Genomic DNA, 17,220 nt, shown 5'->3' on the forward strand with positions numbered 1-17,220 from the left:
GGTCGTAAGAAACGGCGCTCTGTATGGCTGTTGGAGCGATATTGGCTGGAATTATTGCCGCCAACAATTGCATCAATAATTTCGTATTAATTGCGAATTTTGCAATTAAGTGGAAGGTGGGAATGGGGCAGCGGTGATACGCTGCCCGCGCTAGACGCCTGTGGTCGTCACGGGTCTTAGACGGCCCAGCAGGAGCAACCAAGCGCGCCAAAGAAGCCCCTCAGGTCGGCGATCGGCAGCTTCGAAGTCCAGGCGCCGGCATGGTCATGGCCGTGGACACCGCAGTCGTTGGCGCAGCCGCACGAAGCGATCGCGGTGCGGCGCAGCGAGTGGCGACCAGCGCCTTCCGGTTCGCCCCAGGCGGCATAACCGCCAAACTTTCTGACCGGCGACCAGTCGGGCATGGCTGGAGGCACGTCGCTTTCGTCGAGCGCCTTGAAGTCGCCGGCGCCATAGACGACCTTGCCGCCGACCATGGTGAGATCCGATGTCAGGAAGGAGATCTCGTCCTCGGCGCAGGAGAAGAAGTCCTTGTCCGGCACGACGAGATCGGCGAACTGGCCCTTTTCGATGCGACCCTTCTTGCCTTCCTCGTTGGAGAACCAGGTCACCTTTTCTGTCCACATTCTGAGGGCCGTTTCGCGGTCTAGGCAGTTGGCACGTGGATAAAGCTGCATGCCGCCGACTGTCTTGCCGGTGACCATCCAGGCAAGCGAAACCCAGGGGTTGTAGGAGGCGACGCGCGTTGCATCGGTGCCGGCCGAGACGTTGACGCCTTTGTCGAGCATGCGGCGGATCGGCGGGGTGGCTTCAGCGACGCCGTGGCCATAGCGCTCCACGAAATATTCACCCTGAAAGGCCATGCGATGCTGGGTGGCGATGCCGCCGCCAAGTGCTGCGATGCGGTCGATCGAGCGCTCCGAGATCGTTTCGGCATGGTCGAAGAACCAGTTCAGGCCTTCGAGCGGAATATCCTTGTCGACCTTCTCGAAGACGTCGAGCGCGCGCGAGATGGTTTCGTCATAAGTGGCGTGCAGACGCCAGGGCCAGCGGTTCTGAGCCAGCACCCGAACGACCTCTTCGAGCTCGCCTTCCATTTCCGGCGCCATGTCTGGTCGCGGCTGGCGAAAATCCTCAAAATCGGCTGCCGAAAAGACCAGCATCTCGCCGGCGCCGTTGTGGCGGAAATAATCATTGCCCTGCTTGTATTTGACCGAGGACGTCCAGTTGAGGAAGTCCTCCTTTTCCTGCTTGGGCTTCTGGGTGAAGAGGTTGTAGGCGAGGCGGACAGTGAGCTGGTTTTCGTCCGACAGTTTCTGGATGACTTCGTAGTCATCGGGATAGTTCTGGAAACCGCCGCCAGCATCGATGACGCCGGTGATGCCGAGCCGGTTCAGTTCGCGCATGAAGTGGCGGGTGGAATTGACCTGGTAGTCGAAGGGCAGTTTTGGGCCCTTGGCCAGCGTCGAATAGAGAATGCCGGCGTTCGGCTTGGCGAGAAGCATGCCGGTAGGGTTGCCATTGGCGTCGCGGGTAATCTCGCCGCCTGGCGGGTTCGGTGTGTCCTTTGTGTAGCCGACGGCACGAAGGGCTGCACCATTCAGCAGTGCCCGGTCATAAAGATGCAGCAGGAAGACAGGCGTGTCGGGCGCAATCGCATTGATCTCCTCGATCGTGGGCAGGCGCTTTTCGACGAACTGATGTTCGGTAAAGCCGCCGACAACGCGCACCCATTGCGGGGCGGGTGTCACGGCCACCTGGCGCTTCAGCATGTCCATGGCATCGGCAAGCGAGCGAACGCCATCCCAGCGCAGTTCCATGTTGAAGTTCAGGCCGCCACGCACGACGTGGGTGTGGTTATCGATCAGGCCCGGCAGGACACGCTTGCCCTTGAGATCGACGATCCTGGTGTCGGGGCCGGCGAAAGCCATGATTTCGGCATCGATGCCAACCTCCAGAAAGGTACCGTCCTTGATCGCGACGGCAGTGGCATTCGGTTTCGAACGGTCGAGCGTGGTGATCAAACCGTGGTGCAGGATGAGGTCGGCGAACATGAGATATGCTCCTGGCTTCACTATTAAGATTGATTTCAACGCTTTGCGCCGGGGTAACTGGGCATCGGCCCCATCGCAAGCGAATCTCCTCTTGCGGCCTCAGCTATCAGACTTCGTCTGAGCTTGGCGAGACACGACGATGTCATTGCGGACGTCGCCTTTCGGCATATGGCCGAACATGTGCGGCTTGATCTGGTTGATCCACGACACTGCCGCGGGCTCCTTGGCGATCAGCGTTCTTGCGAAGGGAATGAGCTGTTCGCCAACCAGGATGCCAAGCAGGCCGACCAGGGCGACCACCGGGGGAGCCGGAGAGCGGACATTGAGCAGGCTGTAGACAATGCCGACCAGAAGACCGGCGCCCAGGGAAAGAAGATAGAGTTTCATCGCAGCGTCCTCGACGATGGAGGCGCCGCTTCGGCAAGACATCCTTTCATGCTGCCGAAGCGGGCCGATTGGGTTGGATGGCGGACTTATTTGGCCGGGTTCGGGCCGATGCGCTTGCCGTGGGTGACGCGTTCGTCTACGTCGTGGACCATCGTGTAGGCATAGTCGATGCCCATGCCGTAGGCGCCGGAATGCTCCTTGGCCAGCGAGGTGACCCCGTCATAGGTCTCGCGGTGAGCCCAGTCGCGCTGCCATTCGAGCAAGACCTGCTGCCAGGTCACCGGGACCACGCCGGCCTGGACCATTCGGTCCATCGCGTATTTGTGGGCCTCGGAAGACGTGCCGCCGGAAGCGTCGGCCACCATGTAGATCTCGTAGTCGGGCATGTCGTGCATCGCAGACAGCGCGAAGGTGGTGTTGCAGACTTCCGTCCACAGGCCGGAAACGACGATCTTCTTGCGTCCTTCGGCGGCGTTCTTGGCCAAGGCATCGCGAACGTTCTGGTCATCCCAGGAGTTCATCGAGGTACGTTCGAGGATGTCGTTGTCAGGGAAGACGGCGAGGAGTTCAGGAAAGGTGTGGCCGGAAAAGGACAGCGTCTCGACGGTGGTGATGGTCGTCGGGATGTTGAAGATCTTGGCAGCCTTGGCGAGGCCGACAACATTGTTCTTCAGTACCTGGCGATCCATCGACTGGACACCGAACGCCATCTGCGGCTGCTGGTCGATGAAGATGAGCTGGCTGTTCTTCGGGGTCAGGACTTCGAGCTTCTTGGACATTTCAGGTTCCTCTTCCGTCTGCTTGAACCGCTGATGCGGCGGGTTGAACTGTGAAGCACTTTTCTGGTCGGCGCAGGGTGGCCTTCAGAGTGCTCTTGCGTGGCCGGAGCCGGTTAATCGGTGTTAGCGGCCCATCTCTTTTCGTTCGTCTTGGCTGCTGAAATGGAACCTAGATCGGTTTGGTGTGCGGCGGAATTGCAATATTAATTCCGATTGAATTGCTCCAAATGCAATAATCTACGCGATGAAAGCCCTTTCCAGATTGCGGGTGCTCACCGAAAAAACCCTAGTTTTAAGGGGGTGACAAATCGCTCAATTGTCGAGACGGGTCTTGTCCAAAAGTCAGGTCGATTGGACGAAATGCACTTGCGCTCGATCAAAACCTGGAAATCGCTGCTGCCCAGGCGTGGTCCTCAGCAACTGCGCCGCCAGCTTCCAGGCGTCGTGCCGACAAGATTGGTGAAAACACGAGTGAAATGGCTCTGGTCGGCAAAGCCGCATGAGATTGCGACTTCCGACAGCGGTATATCGGGCGTGCGCAAGAGTTCTCGAGCACGCGAAACCCGTTCGTTGAGAAGCCACTGGTAAGGCGTCATGCCCATCGTCTCGCGGAAGGCTTGAATGAAGTAGCCGCGCGAAAGGTTGAATGCTTTGGCGACGTCGAGGACAGATATCTCGCCATCAAGGTTGTCGAGGAGAAGGCTCTTGGCCCGCTTCTCCTGAACGCGCGACAGCTTTCTGGAGCGGAGCGCCAAGGGGCTCGATCTCTTGCCATAGCGCTGCACGAGGTAGCTGCCGATTGCGGTCGCCATCTGGTCGACAAATAATTGCGGCGCTGTTTCGGGGCTTTCCAGCGCGGGCATCAGCACGCGGGCAAGGTTGGAAAGCACGACGTCCTTCGACGCCGTTTCCGCAGTGAGCGAATTCACTCCAGCTAGCTCGGCCTCCTCTGCTATCCGTTCGAGCGACGCCGGCGAAATTTGAAGGAGCAGAAAGTCGAAAGCGCCGCCGAGGTCAGCCTTGTAATGGTCGGACAGGTCTCGGATGTAGATCGCGTCCCGGTCGAAGGCATGATTGGTCGCGTGGTGCCCATAGAAGACACGCCGGGTATGCCTTCCGGTGGTGGATACGCCTACGACAAAACCGCGATTGCTGGCCTCGGCCTCGATCTGCTGCAGATGGCCGTCGCGACTACCCTTGCGGAAAAAGACGATATCGGCCCCCACAATCGACTGGTCCTTGTAGAGCTTGTCGAACGGGCAGCCGAAACTGTCCGTTGGCTTCGACTGGGCGGGTTTGATGTGATCGATAGAGATGAGTCCCAAGTCAGCAACCTTCCGTTCGAAGCATTCGGCACGGCATCTCGATGCCGCGGCTCACGACTCGCCTGGTGAGCCGAAAGTTCGTTTACGGGCGGCGCCTTGCCTCTTCAAGACAGGTTTGCGGCAATCCCCAGAACACAAAATCGTGAAGCGCCGCAGGGGGTTAGTCCTGCGGCGCGGGAATTGTGGGTGTCCGCCACCAAGGATTCCGTCAGGCAGCCAGCGGCTGGAGATTGGCTTCGATCTTATCACGGAACGGCTCGTAGCGGGTCGGCAATTTCAGTGCTTCGCCGAGATGCGCGGTGTCCTCATCACGATTAAAGCCAGGTTCATTGGTGGCAATCTCGAACAACACCCCACCCGGCGTGCGAAAATAGATGGCCCAGAAGTAGTCGCGGTCGATGACAGGGGTTACCTGATAGCCCGTATCCATTAGCGCCTTGCGCACTTCGATCTGCTTTTGGCGATTTTCGACGGCAAACGCGATATGATGGACCGATCCGGCGCCCTGGCGAGCAAAGGGCGTTTCTGGCAAGGCGGCGAGATCGATTGTGTCGGCACCATTTCCGTCGGGCATGATAAAGCGGGTAACATCCCCTTCCTTGCCGGTCCGCTCGTAGCCCATGAAGCTCAGCAGTTCTTCCGTCGCAGCCGTGTCACGCAGGTTGAGGCGAGCCCCGGAAAAACCTCGGATCGCAGCCTCCTGCGAGACATCGCCGCCAGTCCAGGCCGGTCTGGCGTCATCGGCCGTCTCGATGAGCGCAAAACCGTCGCCGTCCGGGCCGTTGAAGCGCAGACGCCTGGCGCCGAAGACCGTGTCTTCCTGCAGGCCGCCAACATTCTGTGCGTCAAGGCGCTCACGCCAGAAGGCAAGCGAGCCCTTCGGTACGGAGAACTGGGTTTCGCCAACTTCGCCGACACCGGCCCGACCACGCATCATGTGCTCGAAGGGGAAGTAAGTCATGACTGTTCCGGCCGAACCGTTCTCATCGCCATAATAGAGGTGGTAAACACTCGGGTCGTCGAAATTCACGGTCTGCTTGACGCGGCGAAGGCCGAGCGTGTCGGTGAAGAATTGGTTGTTCTGGCGGGCATCCGACGCCATCGATGTGACGTGATGCAGTCCCGTGATATCCTTGATCATGTTCCTGGCCTTTCTCTTGGGCGTTGTCTGTTTGATGCCCAAGATGTATGTCGGTTGATCAGTCCCCGGAATTGCAATATTACTTCCGATTGAATTGCTATTTTTGAAATAATCGAGATGAACGACTATAAAGCCCTGAAAACATTCCTCTTGGCGGCCGAGAAGCGCAACTTCGCCCAGGTCGCACGCGAACTCGACATGACCCCCGCGGCGGTGACCCGAGCGATTGCCGCACTGGAGGCCGATCTCGGCCTCCAACTTTTCGTGCGTACCACGAGGCAGGTGTCGCTGACGACTGACGGTGCTGTGTTTGCCGCCCAGATACAGCCGGCGATCGCGATGCTGGAAGATGCGCGCAAGGAGGTGATGAATGCTCACAAGGCCGATGAAGGGCGGTTGCGGATCAGCGCGCCGACCTGGTTCGGCAAAACTGTGCTGCCGCCGATACTGTCGGGCTTCAGGGAGCGTTATCCAAGGATAAGCTTCGAGATTTCGCTGTCGGACGGGCTCGTGAATATCGTCGATGACGACTATGACCTGGCAATCCGCATATCCTCCCAACCGTCCGACAAGTTCACCATCTGGCGCAAGATTCGCGTCGTTCCTCGTATTCTCGTGGCAGCGCCGGGAAGCCGATACGTGACCATGCAGCACCCGGGCGAGCTCACGCCAGACGATTGCCTTGCCTATAGCGGCGAGAGCCGAAGAGAGACCTGGGTGCTTTCGGACGGCGGATCGAGCATGACGATCTCGGCGGGGCGCTCCTTCTGTGCCAACAATGGTGAAGTGCTGGCCGACATGGCTGCCGATGGGACCGGCGTCGCGATGCTGCCCGGATTTAATATTGCCGAGCATCTGCGAAGCGGCCGCCTTGTGCACGTGTTCCAGGGCTGGGCGCCGCCCGACCTGTGGCTAACGCTCTATTACCCGCCCTATCAGGCGCTGCCACCGCGCATTGCTACCTTTTCCAAATTTTTCGAGGAGCAAGTGGCCTCGCAAATGACGCTGCTCGGCTAGTATCGAATTTGGAGTTTCAAGGTATGATTGACGACGGGGAAAGCTCTTAGGAGCCCTGACCTGGCGTAATTGAACGTGGCTTGGCTTCATAGACTGCTCTTTGGCAGAGGCGCGCTGATGGATCCGGCGCGACCTCTCGGTTGTGCTTCTCCAATAGACGCAAAAAGCTCTTGCGCTTTTTCTTTCCCTGAAGAAGGTCGATGTCGCTGACCAGCTTCGCACCGCCATGGCGCCGTTCCAAGGTTATCTTGCGGCTATGGAAGGCCTCCAGTTCGGCGCGGTGCGCAACGCTGACAATGGTGGCGTTCGGCAACTCGTCGATCAGCATCTCCATCATCTTGTCCTGGCTCTTCGCGTCGAGTGCCGAGGTCGCTTCATCCAGAACGATGATGTCGGGATCGTGCAGCAGAAGTCGCGCGAACGCGAGCCGTTGCTTTTCCCCGCCCGAGAGCGTCTGGTCCCATGGTGCCTCCTCCCCGATCTTGTCGTTCAGATAGTCGAGCCCTGATTTCTCCAGCGCACCCTTGATTTCGTCGAGCGTCCAGTCCTCGGCGCCACGCGGATATGCGACCGCCCTGCGTAGCGTCCCGGACGGGATGTATGGCCGTTGCGGCAGCATGAAAAGCTGTCGGTCGGCATGAAAGTTGACACTGCCGTGCCCCCACGGCCAGAGCCCGGCTATCGCCCTCACCAGCGTGCTCTTTCCCGATCCCGACTCTCCAGCAACGAGCACCCGTTCGCCTGGCTCGATGGTCACCTGTGTCTCCTTGACGACGGCAGTGCCGTCGTCGAGCGACACTGCCAGATCATTCAGGCTGAGCACCACCTCACCTTCGGTTTCTCCGCGCTTGATGCGCCCCAAGGCTTCGCTCTGTTCGGCACGTTCAAGTCCGTCAAGAGACATCATCAGCGATGCGATGCGCCGTGCACATGCGTTCCAATCCGCAAGGCGCGGGTAGTTGTCGACCAGCCATCCAAACGCGCTCTGCACGATGGCGAAGGCGGACGCCGCCTGCATGACTTCGCCAAGCGTCATGCTGCCATCGAGAAATTTCGGAGCGCAAAGCAGAACCGGTACGACCGGCGCAAACAGGCTCGATCCCTGGGACACGAGGGTCGTGCGCATATGCTGGCGTGCAAGAAGCGCCCATTGGCCGAGCACCTTGATGAACGTCCTGTCGAGGTCGTTTCGCTCCTCCTCCTCGCCTCCGAGCAGTGCAATACTCTCCCCATTCTCCCTTACGTGCGTCAGAGTATAGCGAAACTCGGCCTCCGCCTGGTTCTTGGCCTCGGAGACCTGAACAAAGTTGCGGCCGATGAGGGCCATCGAACTGGAGGTTATCCCGGCGTAGATTACCGCAGTAACGACGAGGAAGCCGGGAATGGTGATAGTCGAACCTGCAACAGTAAGGGTCAGCGCCCCACCGATCGTCCAGAGCACCATGATGAAGGTCGAGGCCGACAGAAATGCAGCGATGACGCCCGCGACGAAATCGACGGGAGCTTCAGTAGCGATCCGTAGATCCTCCGCAATACGCGCCTCCGGATTGCTGTGGTCGCCGCCGATGAGGTTCAATTGATAGTAGCGGCCATTTGCGAGCCACCGCCCGATCACCGACGTCGTAAGCCACGAGCGCCAACGGCGTTGGATCATCATCCGGACGGCGACCTGCGTCGTGACGAGGCCAACACTTCCAATCACGAGCGGCAGGAACACTCCGCTTAGAAAATAGACGGCGCTTGCGTTGCGCTGTTCTATCGCGTCGAAGATGGAGCGGTTCCAGACGTTTATGCCGTACTGGAAGCCGACGTTACCACCAATGAGGATCAACAGCCCGATCGAGCATGGCCAGGCCAGCTTGTCGCCTCGGCGTCCCCAATAACGCATCGCGCTGATCCAGAAGCGCTTGAGCAGATATTTCTTCCGCGCCCTTTCGACCTCCTCAGGCGTCCACTTGGGGTCTGGCTCAACAATCTCCGGCGGCGGCTCAACCTCGGCGTTGGTTGGCTCGTTTGCGCGGATGTCGCCATTGGAGGGATTGGTCCGATCGACCGATTTCGAATTCACATTTCTGTCCACCATCACGCGATAACGGACTGAGAGCAGAAAGGTTTCTTGGCCCTTCAATCCATGTGGTTGGATAAAGCCGCTTTTATTTATTGTCGCGGCGCTTGGATTTAGCCGCGACCCTGCAGGGCCGCGTATATTTGAAATCAGGAACAGGAACAGTGCAGGAAAACCAATTGTGCATGGCCACCCTGCTTGAATGCTGGACGCTCGAGACCTAGATTGGCTAAATGCTTGACCATTCGTCTCAACCGTTGTCGCCATCAAATATTCCAATGGATGCGCTAAGCGAAGTCCTGCAAGACTTTCGCTTGAGCGGGGTCAACTATGGCCGCTGCGAACTCAGACATCCGTGGAGCATCGCCTTTCCACAAAACCAACTGCTTCGTTTTCATTTTGTCAGCCAGGGTCCGTGCTGGATCTATACCGCACCCGATGGATGGCAACAGTTGAACGATGGCGATCTGGTCCTTCTGCCGCAAGGCATCGAACATCGATTGGCCAGCGCACCAGATGTTGAGGGCGACTCGCTTAAAGGCTGTCAGATAACGAAGGTTGGAAGCAACGTTTGCGAAGTGGTCCGCGAAGGAACGGGTGCGACGAGCACCCTCTTCTGCGGCTCCATGGCTTTGGGTGCGCATGCGCTCAACCCCCTGATCGCTCTGATGCCACCGATCATCAAGGGCTGCGATGTGGCCGGCAATGACGCTGTCGTTGGCCCCCTGCTGGCAGCTATGTCGGCGGAGGCGACGCAGCCCCAAATGGGGAGCGCAACCGTCTTGTCGCGAATGGCGGACTTGCTCGCCGCCCGGCTTATCCGCTGCTGGGTCAATTGCAGCGGAGCATCGACGACGGGCTGGCTCGCCGCCATTCGCGATCCTCACATCGGTCGCGTGTTGGCAGCCATGCATCGAGACCCCGGCCATAACTGGACCCTTGAAAGCCTTGCCGGCGTGGCAGGCCAGTCGCGCTCGATCTTTGCCGAGCGCTTCAGCGCTATTTTGGGAGAGGGCGCAGCACACTATCTCGCCCGTCTGCGCATGCAGCTTGCGCGCGAGTTGTTGGGGCAAAGCGGCCTGTCGGTTGCCGAGGTTGCTTCCCGTTTAGGCTATGAGTCTGAGGCATCCTTTGCTCGCGCCTTCAAGCGTATCACGAGGGTGTCACCGGGCGTTGTGCGCCGCACCAATTCCGGACGAATAGACATGGATTTCGGATTCTAAGGTACATATCATCCCGAACAGTTCGTTTATGACATCTCCAACCTAAGGAGATACACGGGATGACGGACACAACATCGCAGCTTGACGTCGCAGCAATTGACCTGGATACCGCCGCGCCATCCACGTGGAGCCCGGCGACCTGGTTTGCCGTACTTTCGATGGCGGCCACCAGCTTTGCGCTGGTATCGGCTGAGTTCCTGCCGGCGGGTCTGTTGACGCCATTGGCGCGCGATCTCGGGATCACCGAAGGAACAGCCGGTCAGGTCGTCACCGCCACCGCTTCGGTTGGTGCGGTCACCGCTCTTTTGAGCAATGTGCTCATCGGCAGATTGAACCGCAAGACGGTGCTGGTCAGTCTCAGTGCATTGGCGATCGGCTCCAATATACTTGCAGCGTTAGCGACCGATTTTTGGCTGTTGTTGTTGGGCCGGGCTGGATTGGGCATCGCACTTAGCGGTTTCTGGGCCCTCTCAGTTGCCGTCGTCGCTAGGCTGGTCGGCGCCAATGCGACGGGCCGGGGCATGGCTATCGTCACCCTTGGCGTGTCGCTCGCGACAATAGCTGCACCATCGTTGGGTGCCTTGATCAGCGACTGGCTGGGATGGCGCATTGCCATGGTCATGACAGCGGGGCTTGCCGCGCTTGCAATGCTTCTACAGGCACTTAGCTTGCCAACACTGCCTGCAAGTACGAGCAACAGTCTCGCTGATGTTTTCAGGCTGACGCGGCGGCGTGGGATTCAACTGGGCATGCTTGCTATCCTGTTGCTCATGACAGGCCATTTTGCTGGCTCGGTTTACGTTCGTCCCTTCCTCGAACAGGTGACGCTCCTTGAAACCAGATCGATCGCCGTGGCGTTGCTTGGATTTGGCATCGCTTCGGTCATCGGCAATGTCGCTGGTGGCAGAATGGCCGACGCCAGCATCCGCCTGGCACTCGCTGTCACCGCAGCTTTGATGGCGTTTGCTGCACTCTCTTTGGTACTCTGGGGCGCTCATAGCGGTATTGCGTTCGCCCTCGTCACGCTTTGGGGCTTCGCCTTCGGCATGGCGCCGGTGGTTCTGCCCACCAATCTTTCCCGCGGGGCACCCGACGCTCTGGAGGCGGCAGGCAGCCTGATGGTTGTCTCTTTTCAGGTCGCCATCAGTATCGGCGCGGTTTTCGGCGGCTATATCGTCGACCACTATGGCGCTGTTGGGCCCTTGACCCTTACCGCGGTACTCGCTGCGTCTACGGTCGCCTTGGTGTCGACGCAGCCTCGCAGCTGATCCTTGCTTCCGCGTTGTGAAGCGAGGCAATCGGACCGAAGTTGCTGTGAGAGAGTGGCGCTCTTGCCTCGCTCTGGATATGGGGCCGCCCGGCGATCGTCGGCGGCCTTTGTGGTCGCAGTGCCGAACGAGCGAATTCATATCAAGCAATGCAGAGGGGGCATCAGGATAGCATCGTCAACTTTGGGCTTGTCGGGTGCCCTACCCTCAGTTTTGACGAATGTGCTGCCGCATGAGATCCTTCAGCCGTTCGGTCTCACCAGCACCGATTGCATCAATCATCAAGTGATGCTCCCGGCCCGACTGTTCGATGCGGGCACGCGTGCGCCATTGGGACACCGGCGCGGACGAGGTTCTCTGGCGGATCTCGGTGATGAGATCGACGAGTTCCAGATTGCCGCCGAGCACAAGCAGCTGGCGGTGAAACGCAAGATTTGCTTCATAGAGCTCCAGCATCGTGCCGTTCAGCGCCATTTGATCGAAGTGCTCGGCAAGCTTCCTGAGAGTGCTGACATTCTCTGCCGTGGCGTTCTGGACGATCGTTCCAGCAATGGCCGTTTCGAGAATGACGCGAATTTCGCTGACCTCCCGCGCCCGGCGGCCGTCCGGCTCGTAGACGTGATAGCCGCGGTTCTGCACGTGCTCGACTAGCCGTTTCTGCGCCAGGCGATCGAGCGCACGGCGCACTTCGGGGCGTGTACAATTGTATCGACGCTCGAGGTCAATCTGCTTCAACCACGTCCCAGGAGGCAGAATGCCGGCCAGAATGTCCTGCAGGATAAAGTCTGTCACGTCGCGCGTACCGGGCGCTTCCGCTTTTTCTTCCATCACGACATCTGCCATGCGATCTCCCCGTTTTTAACCACCGATAACACGCCAATCGCGGATTCTGTAGGCGTAAGAACCGCTTGAGGTTGTACAAAATTTATTCATGCACACGGATTGCACAAATAAAATTTGTACCATAAATTGGCGCCAATTTTGGATACTATGCGAAATGAAGCCGGTTTTAAAGCCATGAAAAACACCGAAACCGTGTGGGACATCGTCGAAGCAAAGCGTGAAGCCTTTTTTGCGCTCAGCGACCGCGTCTGGGATATGCCGGAAACGAACTATGAGGAATATCGCTCTGCCGAAGAGCATGCGCGGCAGCTCGAAACCGAAGGTTTTCGCGTCGAGCGCGGCATCGCGGGCTTGCCGACAGCCGTCATGGGCGAAGCTGGCGAAGATGGACCCGTGATTGCCATCCTCGGCGAGTTCGACGCGCTTCCCGGCCTCAGCCAGGTCGCTGGACTGGCTGAAAAGCGCGAGGCGCTCGCGAACGGCAATGGCCATGGCTGCGGCCACAACATGCTCGGGGCCGGTTCCATGCTTGCGGCTGCCGCCGTCAAGGACTTCCTCGAAACAAATGGCGTCAAGGGCCGTATCCGCTACTATGGTTGCCCTGCCGAAGAGGGCGGCTCATCCAAGGGCTTCATGGTCCGCGCCGGCGTCTTCGATGATGTCGACATCGCCATTTGCTGGCACCCGGCTGCCTTTGCTGGAGTGAACAATCCGGTATCGCTCGCCTGCAACGAGATCAATTTCCACTTTAGCGGCCGCGCCTCACATGCTTCGGCCACGCCGCATCTCGGCCGAAGCGCCCTAGATGCCGTGGAACTGATGAATGTCGGCGTCAACTATATGCGCGAGCACATGCCGTCGACGGCACGCATCCACTATGCCGTGACCGACACAGGCGGCTCGGCACCGAACGTAGTACAGGCCAGAGCGACGGTGCGTTACCTTATCCGTGCCCGCAACCTGCCCGAGCTCCTGTCGCTTGTCGCCCGTGTCAAGAAGGTGGCTGAGGGCGCAGCCTTGATGACCGAGACGTCGGTGCGAAGCGAAGTGATCAGCGGTGACGCCAACCTCGTCGGCAATGTGCCGCTCGAGGAACTGATGTTTGCAAATCTCCAGCGTCTCGGACCACCGGTCTTCGACGATGCCGACCGCGACACCGCGCGCAAGTTCCAGGCGACGATGAGTGCCGAGGACATCGCCTCCTCCTATGCCCGTTTCGGCTTGAAGCCGAAAAAGGACCAGCCGCTCTGCGAGGAGATCTTCCCTCTCTATGCCGGCGACAGCACGATCGTCGGTTCCACCGATGTTGGCAGCGTCAGCTGGGTCGTCCCGACAGTGCAGATGCGCGGCGCCACCTATGCGATCGGCACGCCCGGCCACTCCTGGCAGCTCGTCGCGCAAGGCAAGCTTCCGGCGGCCCACAAGGGCACGGAGCATGCCGCGAAGGTCATGGCGAGCACCGCCATCGCGCTGATTTCCAATCCGGCGCTGATTAAGGCGGCCAAGGCGGACCTTCAGGCGCGCCTCGATGGGTCACCGTTCGTCAATCCGATCCCCGAGGACGTCGAGCCACCGCTTCCCGAAAGGCAGGCATCATGAACCAGCCCGGAATCCTCGAGCTCGTAAGCTTCGGCGGTGACGGTTGGGGCAAGGCGCTGCTTGCCGGCGCGTGGATGACTGTTCTGATTGCCCTTGCCGGCTACTCGATCGGCGCAGTCATCGGTTCGTTTGGCGCCTGGGCGAAATTATCAGGCGGACGGGGAATTCGCATCGCCGCCGATACCTACACGACCGTCCTGCGTGGCATTCCGGATCTTCTCGTCATCTATCTCTTCTATTTCGGTGGCAGCGCGGCCGTCACCGCCATCGGCCGACTGTTCGGAGCGGAGGGCTTCCTCGGTTTCCCCGGTTTCCTCGCTGGTTCGCTTGCGGTCGGCGTCACTTCGGGCGCGCAGTTCACCGAAGTTTTCCGCGGTGCCTTCAGGGCCGTGCATCACGGCGAGATCGAGGCGGCGATTGCCTGCGGCATGGGCAGGACCCTGCGCTTCCGGCGGATCATCGCACCGCTCACCCTTCGCCATGCCCTTCCGGGGCTTGGTAATGTGTGGCAGGTTGTGCTGAAGGAATCAGCCCTGGTGTCGATAACAGGCGTCGCCGAGCTCCTGCGCCAGACGCAGGTGGCCGCCGGATCGACTGGCCTGCCCTTCGATTTCTACGTCATCGCGGGCGCGATCTACCTGATCATCTCGACAGGCTCAGGTCTCTTTCTACGCGGTGCCGAAAGGCACTTCTCGCGCGGCGTGAGGAGGGGCTAATGGACTGGTCGTTTCTCTTCGAGACATTCGTCAGCCTGGTCTCGGCAATCCCGCTGACGATCGAGCTTGCCGCAACCTCGATCGTGCTTGGGGCGATGCTGGCGCTTGCGATCGCGCTTTGCCGTCTCTCCGGCATTGCGCCCCTTGAATGGTTCGCGCGGAGTTATGTCTTCGTCTTCCGTGGCACGCCGCTGCTCGTACAGATCTTCCTGATCTACTACGGCCTCGGCCAGTTTCCGGCCGTGCGTCACAGCATTTTCTGGCCGTTTCTCCGCGACGCCTACTGGTGTGCGGTATTGGCGCTGACGATGAACACTGCGGCCTATGCAAGCGAAATCATCCGTGGTGGTCTGCTCTCGGTTCCGTTCGGCCAGATTGAGGCAGCACGAGCCTGCGGCATGCCGCGGCTCATGCAGTTCCGCCGCATCATCCTGCCGCTGGCGATCCGCCAGGCCTTGCCGGGCTATAGCAACGAGATGATCGCGATGGTCAAGGCAACCTCGCTTGCCTCGATCATCACACTGATGGAAGTGACTGGTGTTGCGGCGCGTATCATCTCGGAGTCCTATCGGGCGATCGAGGTCTTCATCGTCGCCGGCGCGATCTATCTTGCGATCAACTTCCTGCTGACGCGCCTCGTCCATCTCGTCGAATACTGCCTGAGCCCGCACCTGCGCCAGCCCGTTCCCCACCACCCGGCAGTCCCGGCTGCTCCCGCACTTGAAGGAGACGCCCGATGACAGCGGCGAACGCCTCCCCTTCCCCTATCGCGCTCAGCGTCAAGGACTTGCACAAGAGCTTCGGTCCCGTCGAGGTGCTGAAAGGCATTTCGCTCGATGCACATGAAGGTGATGTGGTCTCTATCCTGGGCTCGTCCGGCTCCGGAAAGTCTACCTTCCTGCGATGCATCAACCTGCTTGAGACGCCAAACTCCGGCGAAGTGACGGTTGCCGGCGAAACGATCCGAATGGTGCCCGATACCAGGAACGGCAGCCGTCCGGCCGACCGCAGCCAGGTCGATCGCATCCGCTCTCAGCTCGGCATGGTGTTCCAAAGCTTCAATCTCTGGACCCACAAGACCGTACTCGAGAATGTCATCGAGGCGCCGGTTCATGTACTCGGTCGGTCCCGGGCGGAATGCGTCGAGGAAGCCGAAGCGCTGCTTGCCAAGGTCGGCATTGCCGAGAAGCGCAATTTCTATCCGGCCCACCTATCTGGCGGCCAGCAGCAGCGGGCCGCGATCGCACGGGCGCTCGCCATGCGGCCGAAGGTCATGCTCTTCGACGAGCCGACTTCCGCGCTCGATCCCGAGCTCGTCGGCGAGGTTCTGCGCGTCATGCGTGCGCTCGCCGAGGAAGGCCGCACGATGCTGGTCGTCACCCACGAGATGGGCTTTGCCCGCGACGTCTCAAGCCGTGTCGTCTTCCTGCATCAGGGCCGCGTCGAGGAAGACGGCAAGCCGCAGGAGGTGTTCGCCAGTTCGCGCTCGGACCGTTTCCGTCAGTTCATCAGCAAGTAAATCTCTCAACCCAAACCAACAAAAGGGGAGCAAAACATGACAATTCTTTCGCGGGCTTTTTTGACAGCAGCCGCAACGGCGCTTGTCGCCGCCGCCGGTGTTGCACACGCCGAAGAGAAGAAGTGGACGACCGTGACGATCGCCACCGAAGGTGCCTTCAAGCCCTATAATTTCACCAAGCCCGACGGTTCGCTCGACGGCTATGAAATCGAGCTGACAAAGTATCTCTGCGACCATATGAAGGTCGAGTGCAAGATCGTCGTGCAGAACTTCGACGGCATGATCCCGGCGCTCAATGCCGGCAAGTTCGACGCCATTATTTCCGGCATGTCGGCGACCGCCAAGCGCGAGGAAGTCATCGCCTTCAGCAATTCCTACGGTTCCACCGGCCAGGCGTTCGCGACCGCCAAGGAAGGCGACCTCGCAAACCTGCCAGAAAAGGGCCAGGTCTTCTCGCTTGCAAGCGACGAGGCCGGGGCAGCGGCCGAGATCGAAAAGATCAAGCCTGCCCTGCAGGGCAAGATCATCGGCGTTCAGACCGCTTCGACCGCGGCGACCTTTGTCGACAAGTATTTGAAGGGCGTCGTCGAGGTTCGCGAATACAAGACGACGGAAGAACATGATCTCGACCTCAAGGCCGGCCGCGTCGATCTGGTGATGGCGTCCATGGCCTATTTGACGACGGCCTCGGCAAAGCCGGGCAACGAGGACATGACGACTGCCGGACCGCGATTCCAAGGCGGCTTCCTCGGTCGCGGCAGCTCTGTTGGCCTGCGCAAGTCCGACACCGAGCTGAAGGCGATGTTCAACGACGCCATCGAGGCCGCCAAGGCCGACGGCACGATCAAGACGCTTTCAGAAAAGTGGTTCGGCTTCGACGTTACGCCGAAGTGAGTGGGGCCTTCAGAACGGTCGGCCCGGCGGGACTCCCTGCCGGGTCGTGACATCGGAGCTTAAAACTCAGCGTCATGGCAGGGGTTGAAACGTGGGACCGACTGCCACACGACCGCATATTCTGTTTCTAGCCGAACTCGCAATCAGTCATTGTCCTTGCAACCGATCGCCGGCCTACCCGCGTCTTGCCAGCGACCGCGCGATGTCGACAATATCATCGCGCCCAGCGGTTGGGTCTTCCTTGTTCCAGGCAATGCCAAGCCCGATCCTAAAGTCGATCCCGCTTACCTTCTTCAGTTCAAAGCCGCGATTGGGAAGATCAAGCGTCCATTCCGGCGCAAAGCCGATGCCAAGCCCGGCAGAGACCAGCGACACCAGCGCATAGGTGTC

15 protein-coding genes and 1 pseudogene are annotated in these 17,220 nt (G+C 59.7%); 8 read left to right on the plus strand and 8 right to left on the minus strand.

Annotation, left to right across the window (positions count from 1 at the left end):
- Positions 1 to 176 precede the first annotated feature (176 nt).
- From RHIBUN_RS0108660 to RHIBUN_RS0108680, 5 genes are all read right to left on the minus strand, one after another.
- Complete coding sequence (locus RHIBUN_RS0108660; protein WP_025659278.1) at positions 177 to 2,054, minus strand: amidohydrolase; 1,878 nt, start codon at positions 2,052 to 2,054, stop codon at positions 177 to 179.
- Between the two features lie 99 nt (positions 2,055 to 2,153).
- Positions 2,154 to 2,441, minus strand: coding sequence for a XapX domain-containing protein (locus RHIBUN_RS0108665; protein WP_025659279.1), 288 nt, complete (start codon positions 2,439 to 2,441; stop codon positions 2,154 to 2,156).
- 86 nt (positions 2,442 to 2,527) lie between these two features.
- Entirely contained in the window at positions 2,528 to 3,220 is a 693-nt protein-coding gene (locus RHIBUN_RS0108670) for a hydrolase (protein ID WP_025659280.1), read from the minus strand.
- A gap of 413 nt (positions 3,221 to 3,633) precedes the next feature.
- On the minus strand, positions 3,634 to 4,545 hold the full coding sequence (locus RHIBUN_RS0108675; RefSeq protein ID WP_025659281.1) for an AraC family transcriptional regulator: 912 nt from the start codon (positions 4,543 to 4,545) through the stop codon (positions 3,634 to 3,636).
- 208 nt (positions 4,546 to 4,753) lie between these two features.
- Positions 4,754 to 5,686 carry a VOC family protein gene (locus tag RHIBUN_RS0108680; RefSeq protein WP_025659282.1) on the minus strand — a complete coding sequence of 311 codons (933 nt, stop codon included), beginning with the start codon at positions 5,684 to 5,686 and terminating at the stop codon, positions 4,754 to 4,756.
- Between the two features lie 117 nt (positions 5,687 to 5,803).
- On the opposite strand from RHIBUN_RS0108680, the gene RHIBUN_RS33200 reads away from it, so the two are divergent.
- Positions 5,804 to 6,703 carry a LysR family transcriptional regulator gene (locus RHIBUN_RS33200; RefSeq protein ID WP_037215294.1) on the plus strand — a complete coding sequence of 300 codons (900 nt, stop codon included), beginning with the start codon at positions 5,804 to 5,806 and terminating at the stop codon, positions 6,701 to 6,703.
- A gap of 46 nt (positions 6,704 to 6,749) precedes the next feature.
- Here RHIBUN_RS33200 and RHIBUN_RS0108690 read toward each other — a convergent pair whose 3' ends face one another.
- Positions 6,750 to 8,786 carry an ABC transporter ATP-binding protein/permease gene (locus RHIBUN_RS0108690; RefSeq protein ID WP_025659283.1) on the minus strand — a complete coding sequence of 679 codons (2,037 nt, stop codon included), beginning with the start codon at positions 8,784 to 8,786 and terminating at the stop codon, positions 6,750 to 6,752.
- Between the two features lie 215 nt (positions 8,787 to 9,001).
- On the opposite strand from RHIBUN_RS0108690, the gene RHIBUN_RS0108695 reads away from it, so the two are divergent.
- A complete protein-coding gene (locus RHIBUN_RS0108695) occupies positions 9,002 to 9,991 on the plus strand; it encodes an AraC family transcriptional regulator (RefSeq protein ID WP_025659284.1) in 990 nt (329 codons plus the stop codon).
- Positions 9,992 to 10,050: 59 nt separating this feature from the next.
- The gene (locus RHIBUN_RS0108700; RefSeq protein WP_025659285.1) at positions 10,051 to 11,259 is read left to right on the plus strand and encodes an MFS transporter; all 1,209 of its coding nucleotides are present in this window, start codon (positions 10,051 to 10,053) and stop codon (positions 11,257 to 11,259) included.
- Positions 11,260 to 11,466: 207 nt separating this feature from the next.
- Here the strand turns inward: RHIBUN_RS0108700 and RHIBUN_RS0108705 are convergent, their stop codons facing one another.
- Positions 11,467 to 12,102 carry a GntR family transcriptional regulator gene (locus RHIBUN_RS0108705; RefSeq protein WP_025659286.1) on the minus strand — a complete coding sequence of 212 codons (636 nt, stop codon included), beginning with the start codon at positions 12,100 to 12,102 and terminating at the stop codon, positions 11,467 to 11,469.
- 174 nt (positions 12,103 to 12,276) lie between these two features.
- Between RHIBUN_RS0108705 and RHIBUN_RS0108710 the strand changes: the two genes are divergently transcribed.
- The 5 genes from RHIBUN_RS0108710 to RHIBUN_RS0108730 are packed head-to-tail and all read left to right on the plus strand — an operon-like array spanning position 12,277 to position 16,830.
- Positions 12,277 to 13,701 (plus strand): M20 family metallopeptidase, encoded by a 1,425-nt coding sequence (locus tag RHIBUN_RS0108710; RefSeq protein WP_025659287.1) that lies wholly within the window; start codon positions 12,277 to 12,279, stop codon positions 13,699 to 13,701.
- The gene (locus tag RHIBUN_RS0108715; RefSeq protein WP_025659288.1) at positions 13,698 to 14,417 is read left to right on the plus strand and encodes an ABC transporter permease subunit; all 720 of its coding nucleotides are present in this window, start codon (positions 13,698 to 13,700) and stop codon (positions 14,415 to 14,417) included. The genes RHIBUN_RS0108710 and RHIBUN_RS0108715 overlap by 4 nt, the downstream gene beginning before the upstream one ends.
- A complete protein-coding gene (locus RHIBUN_RS0108720; protein WP_025659289.1) occupies positions 14,417 to 15,157 on the plus strand; it encodes an ABC transporter permease in 741 nt (246 codons plus the stop codon). The genes RHIBUN_RS0108715 and RHIBUN_RS0108720 overlap by 1 nt, the downstream gene beginning before the upstream one ends.
- Positions 15,154 to 15,936: an ATP-binding cassette domain-containing protein gene (locus RHIBUN_RS0108725; RefSeq protein WP_025659290.1), complete on the plus strand. Its 783-nt coding sequence runs from the start codon at positions 15,154 to 15,156 to the stop codon at positions 15,934 to 15,936. Before RHIBUN_RS0108720 ends, RHIBUN_RS0108725 begins: the two co-directional genes overlap by 4 nt.
- Positions 15,937 to 15,972: 36 nt before the next feature.
- Positions 15,973 to 16,830 (plus strand): transporter substrate-binding domain-containing protein, encoded by an 858-nt coding sequence (locus RHIBUN_RS0108730; protein ID WP_025659291.1) that lies wholly within the window; start codon positions 15,973 to 15,975, stop codon positions 16,828 to 16,830.
- Between the two features lie 174 nt (positions 16,831 to 17,004).
- Here RHIBUN_RS0108730 and RHIBUN_RS36775 read toward each other — a convergent pair.
- Positions 17,005 to 17,220, minus strand: a pseudogene (locus tag RHIBUN_RS36775) (LysR family transcriptional regulator); the annotation flags it as partial.

The sequence above is a fragment of the Rhizobium sp. IBUN genome (assembly GCF_000510625.1).
GTDB lineage: Bacteria > Pseudomonadota > Alphaproteobacteria > Rhizobiales > Rhizobiaceae > Rhizobium > Rhizobium altiplani.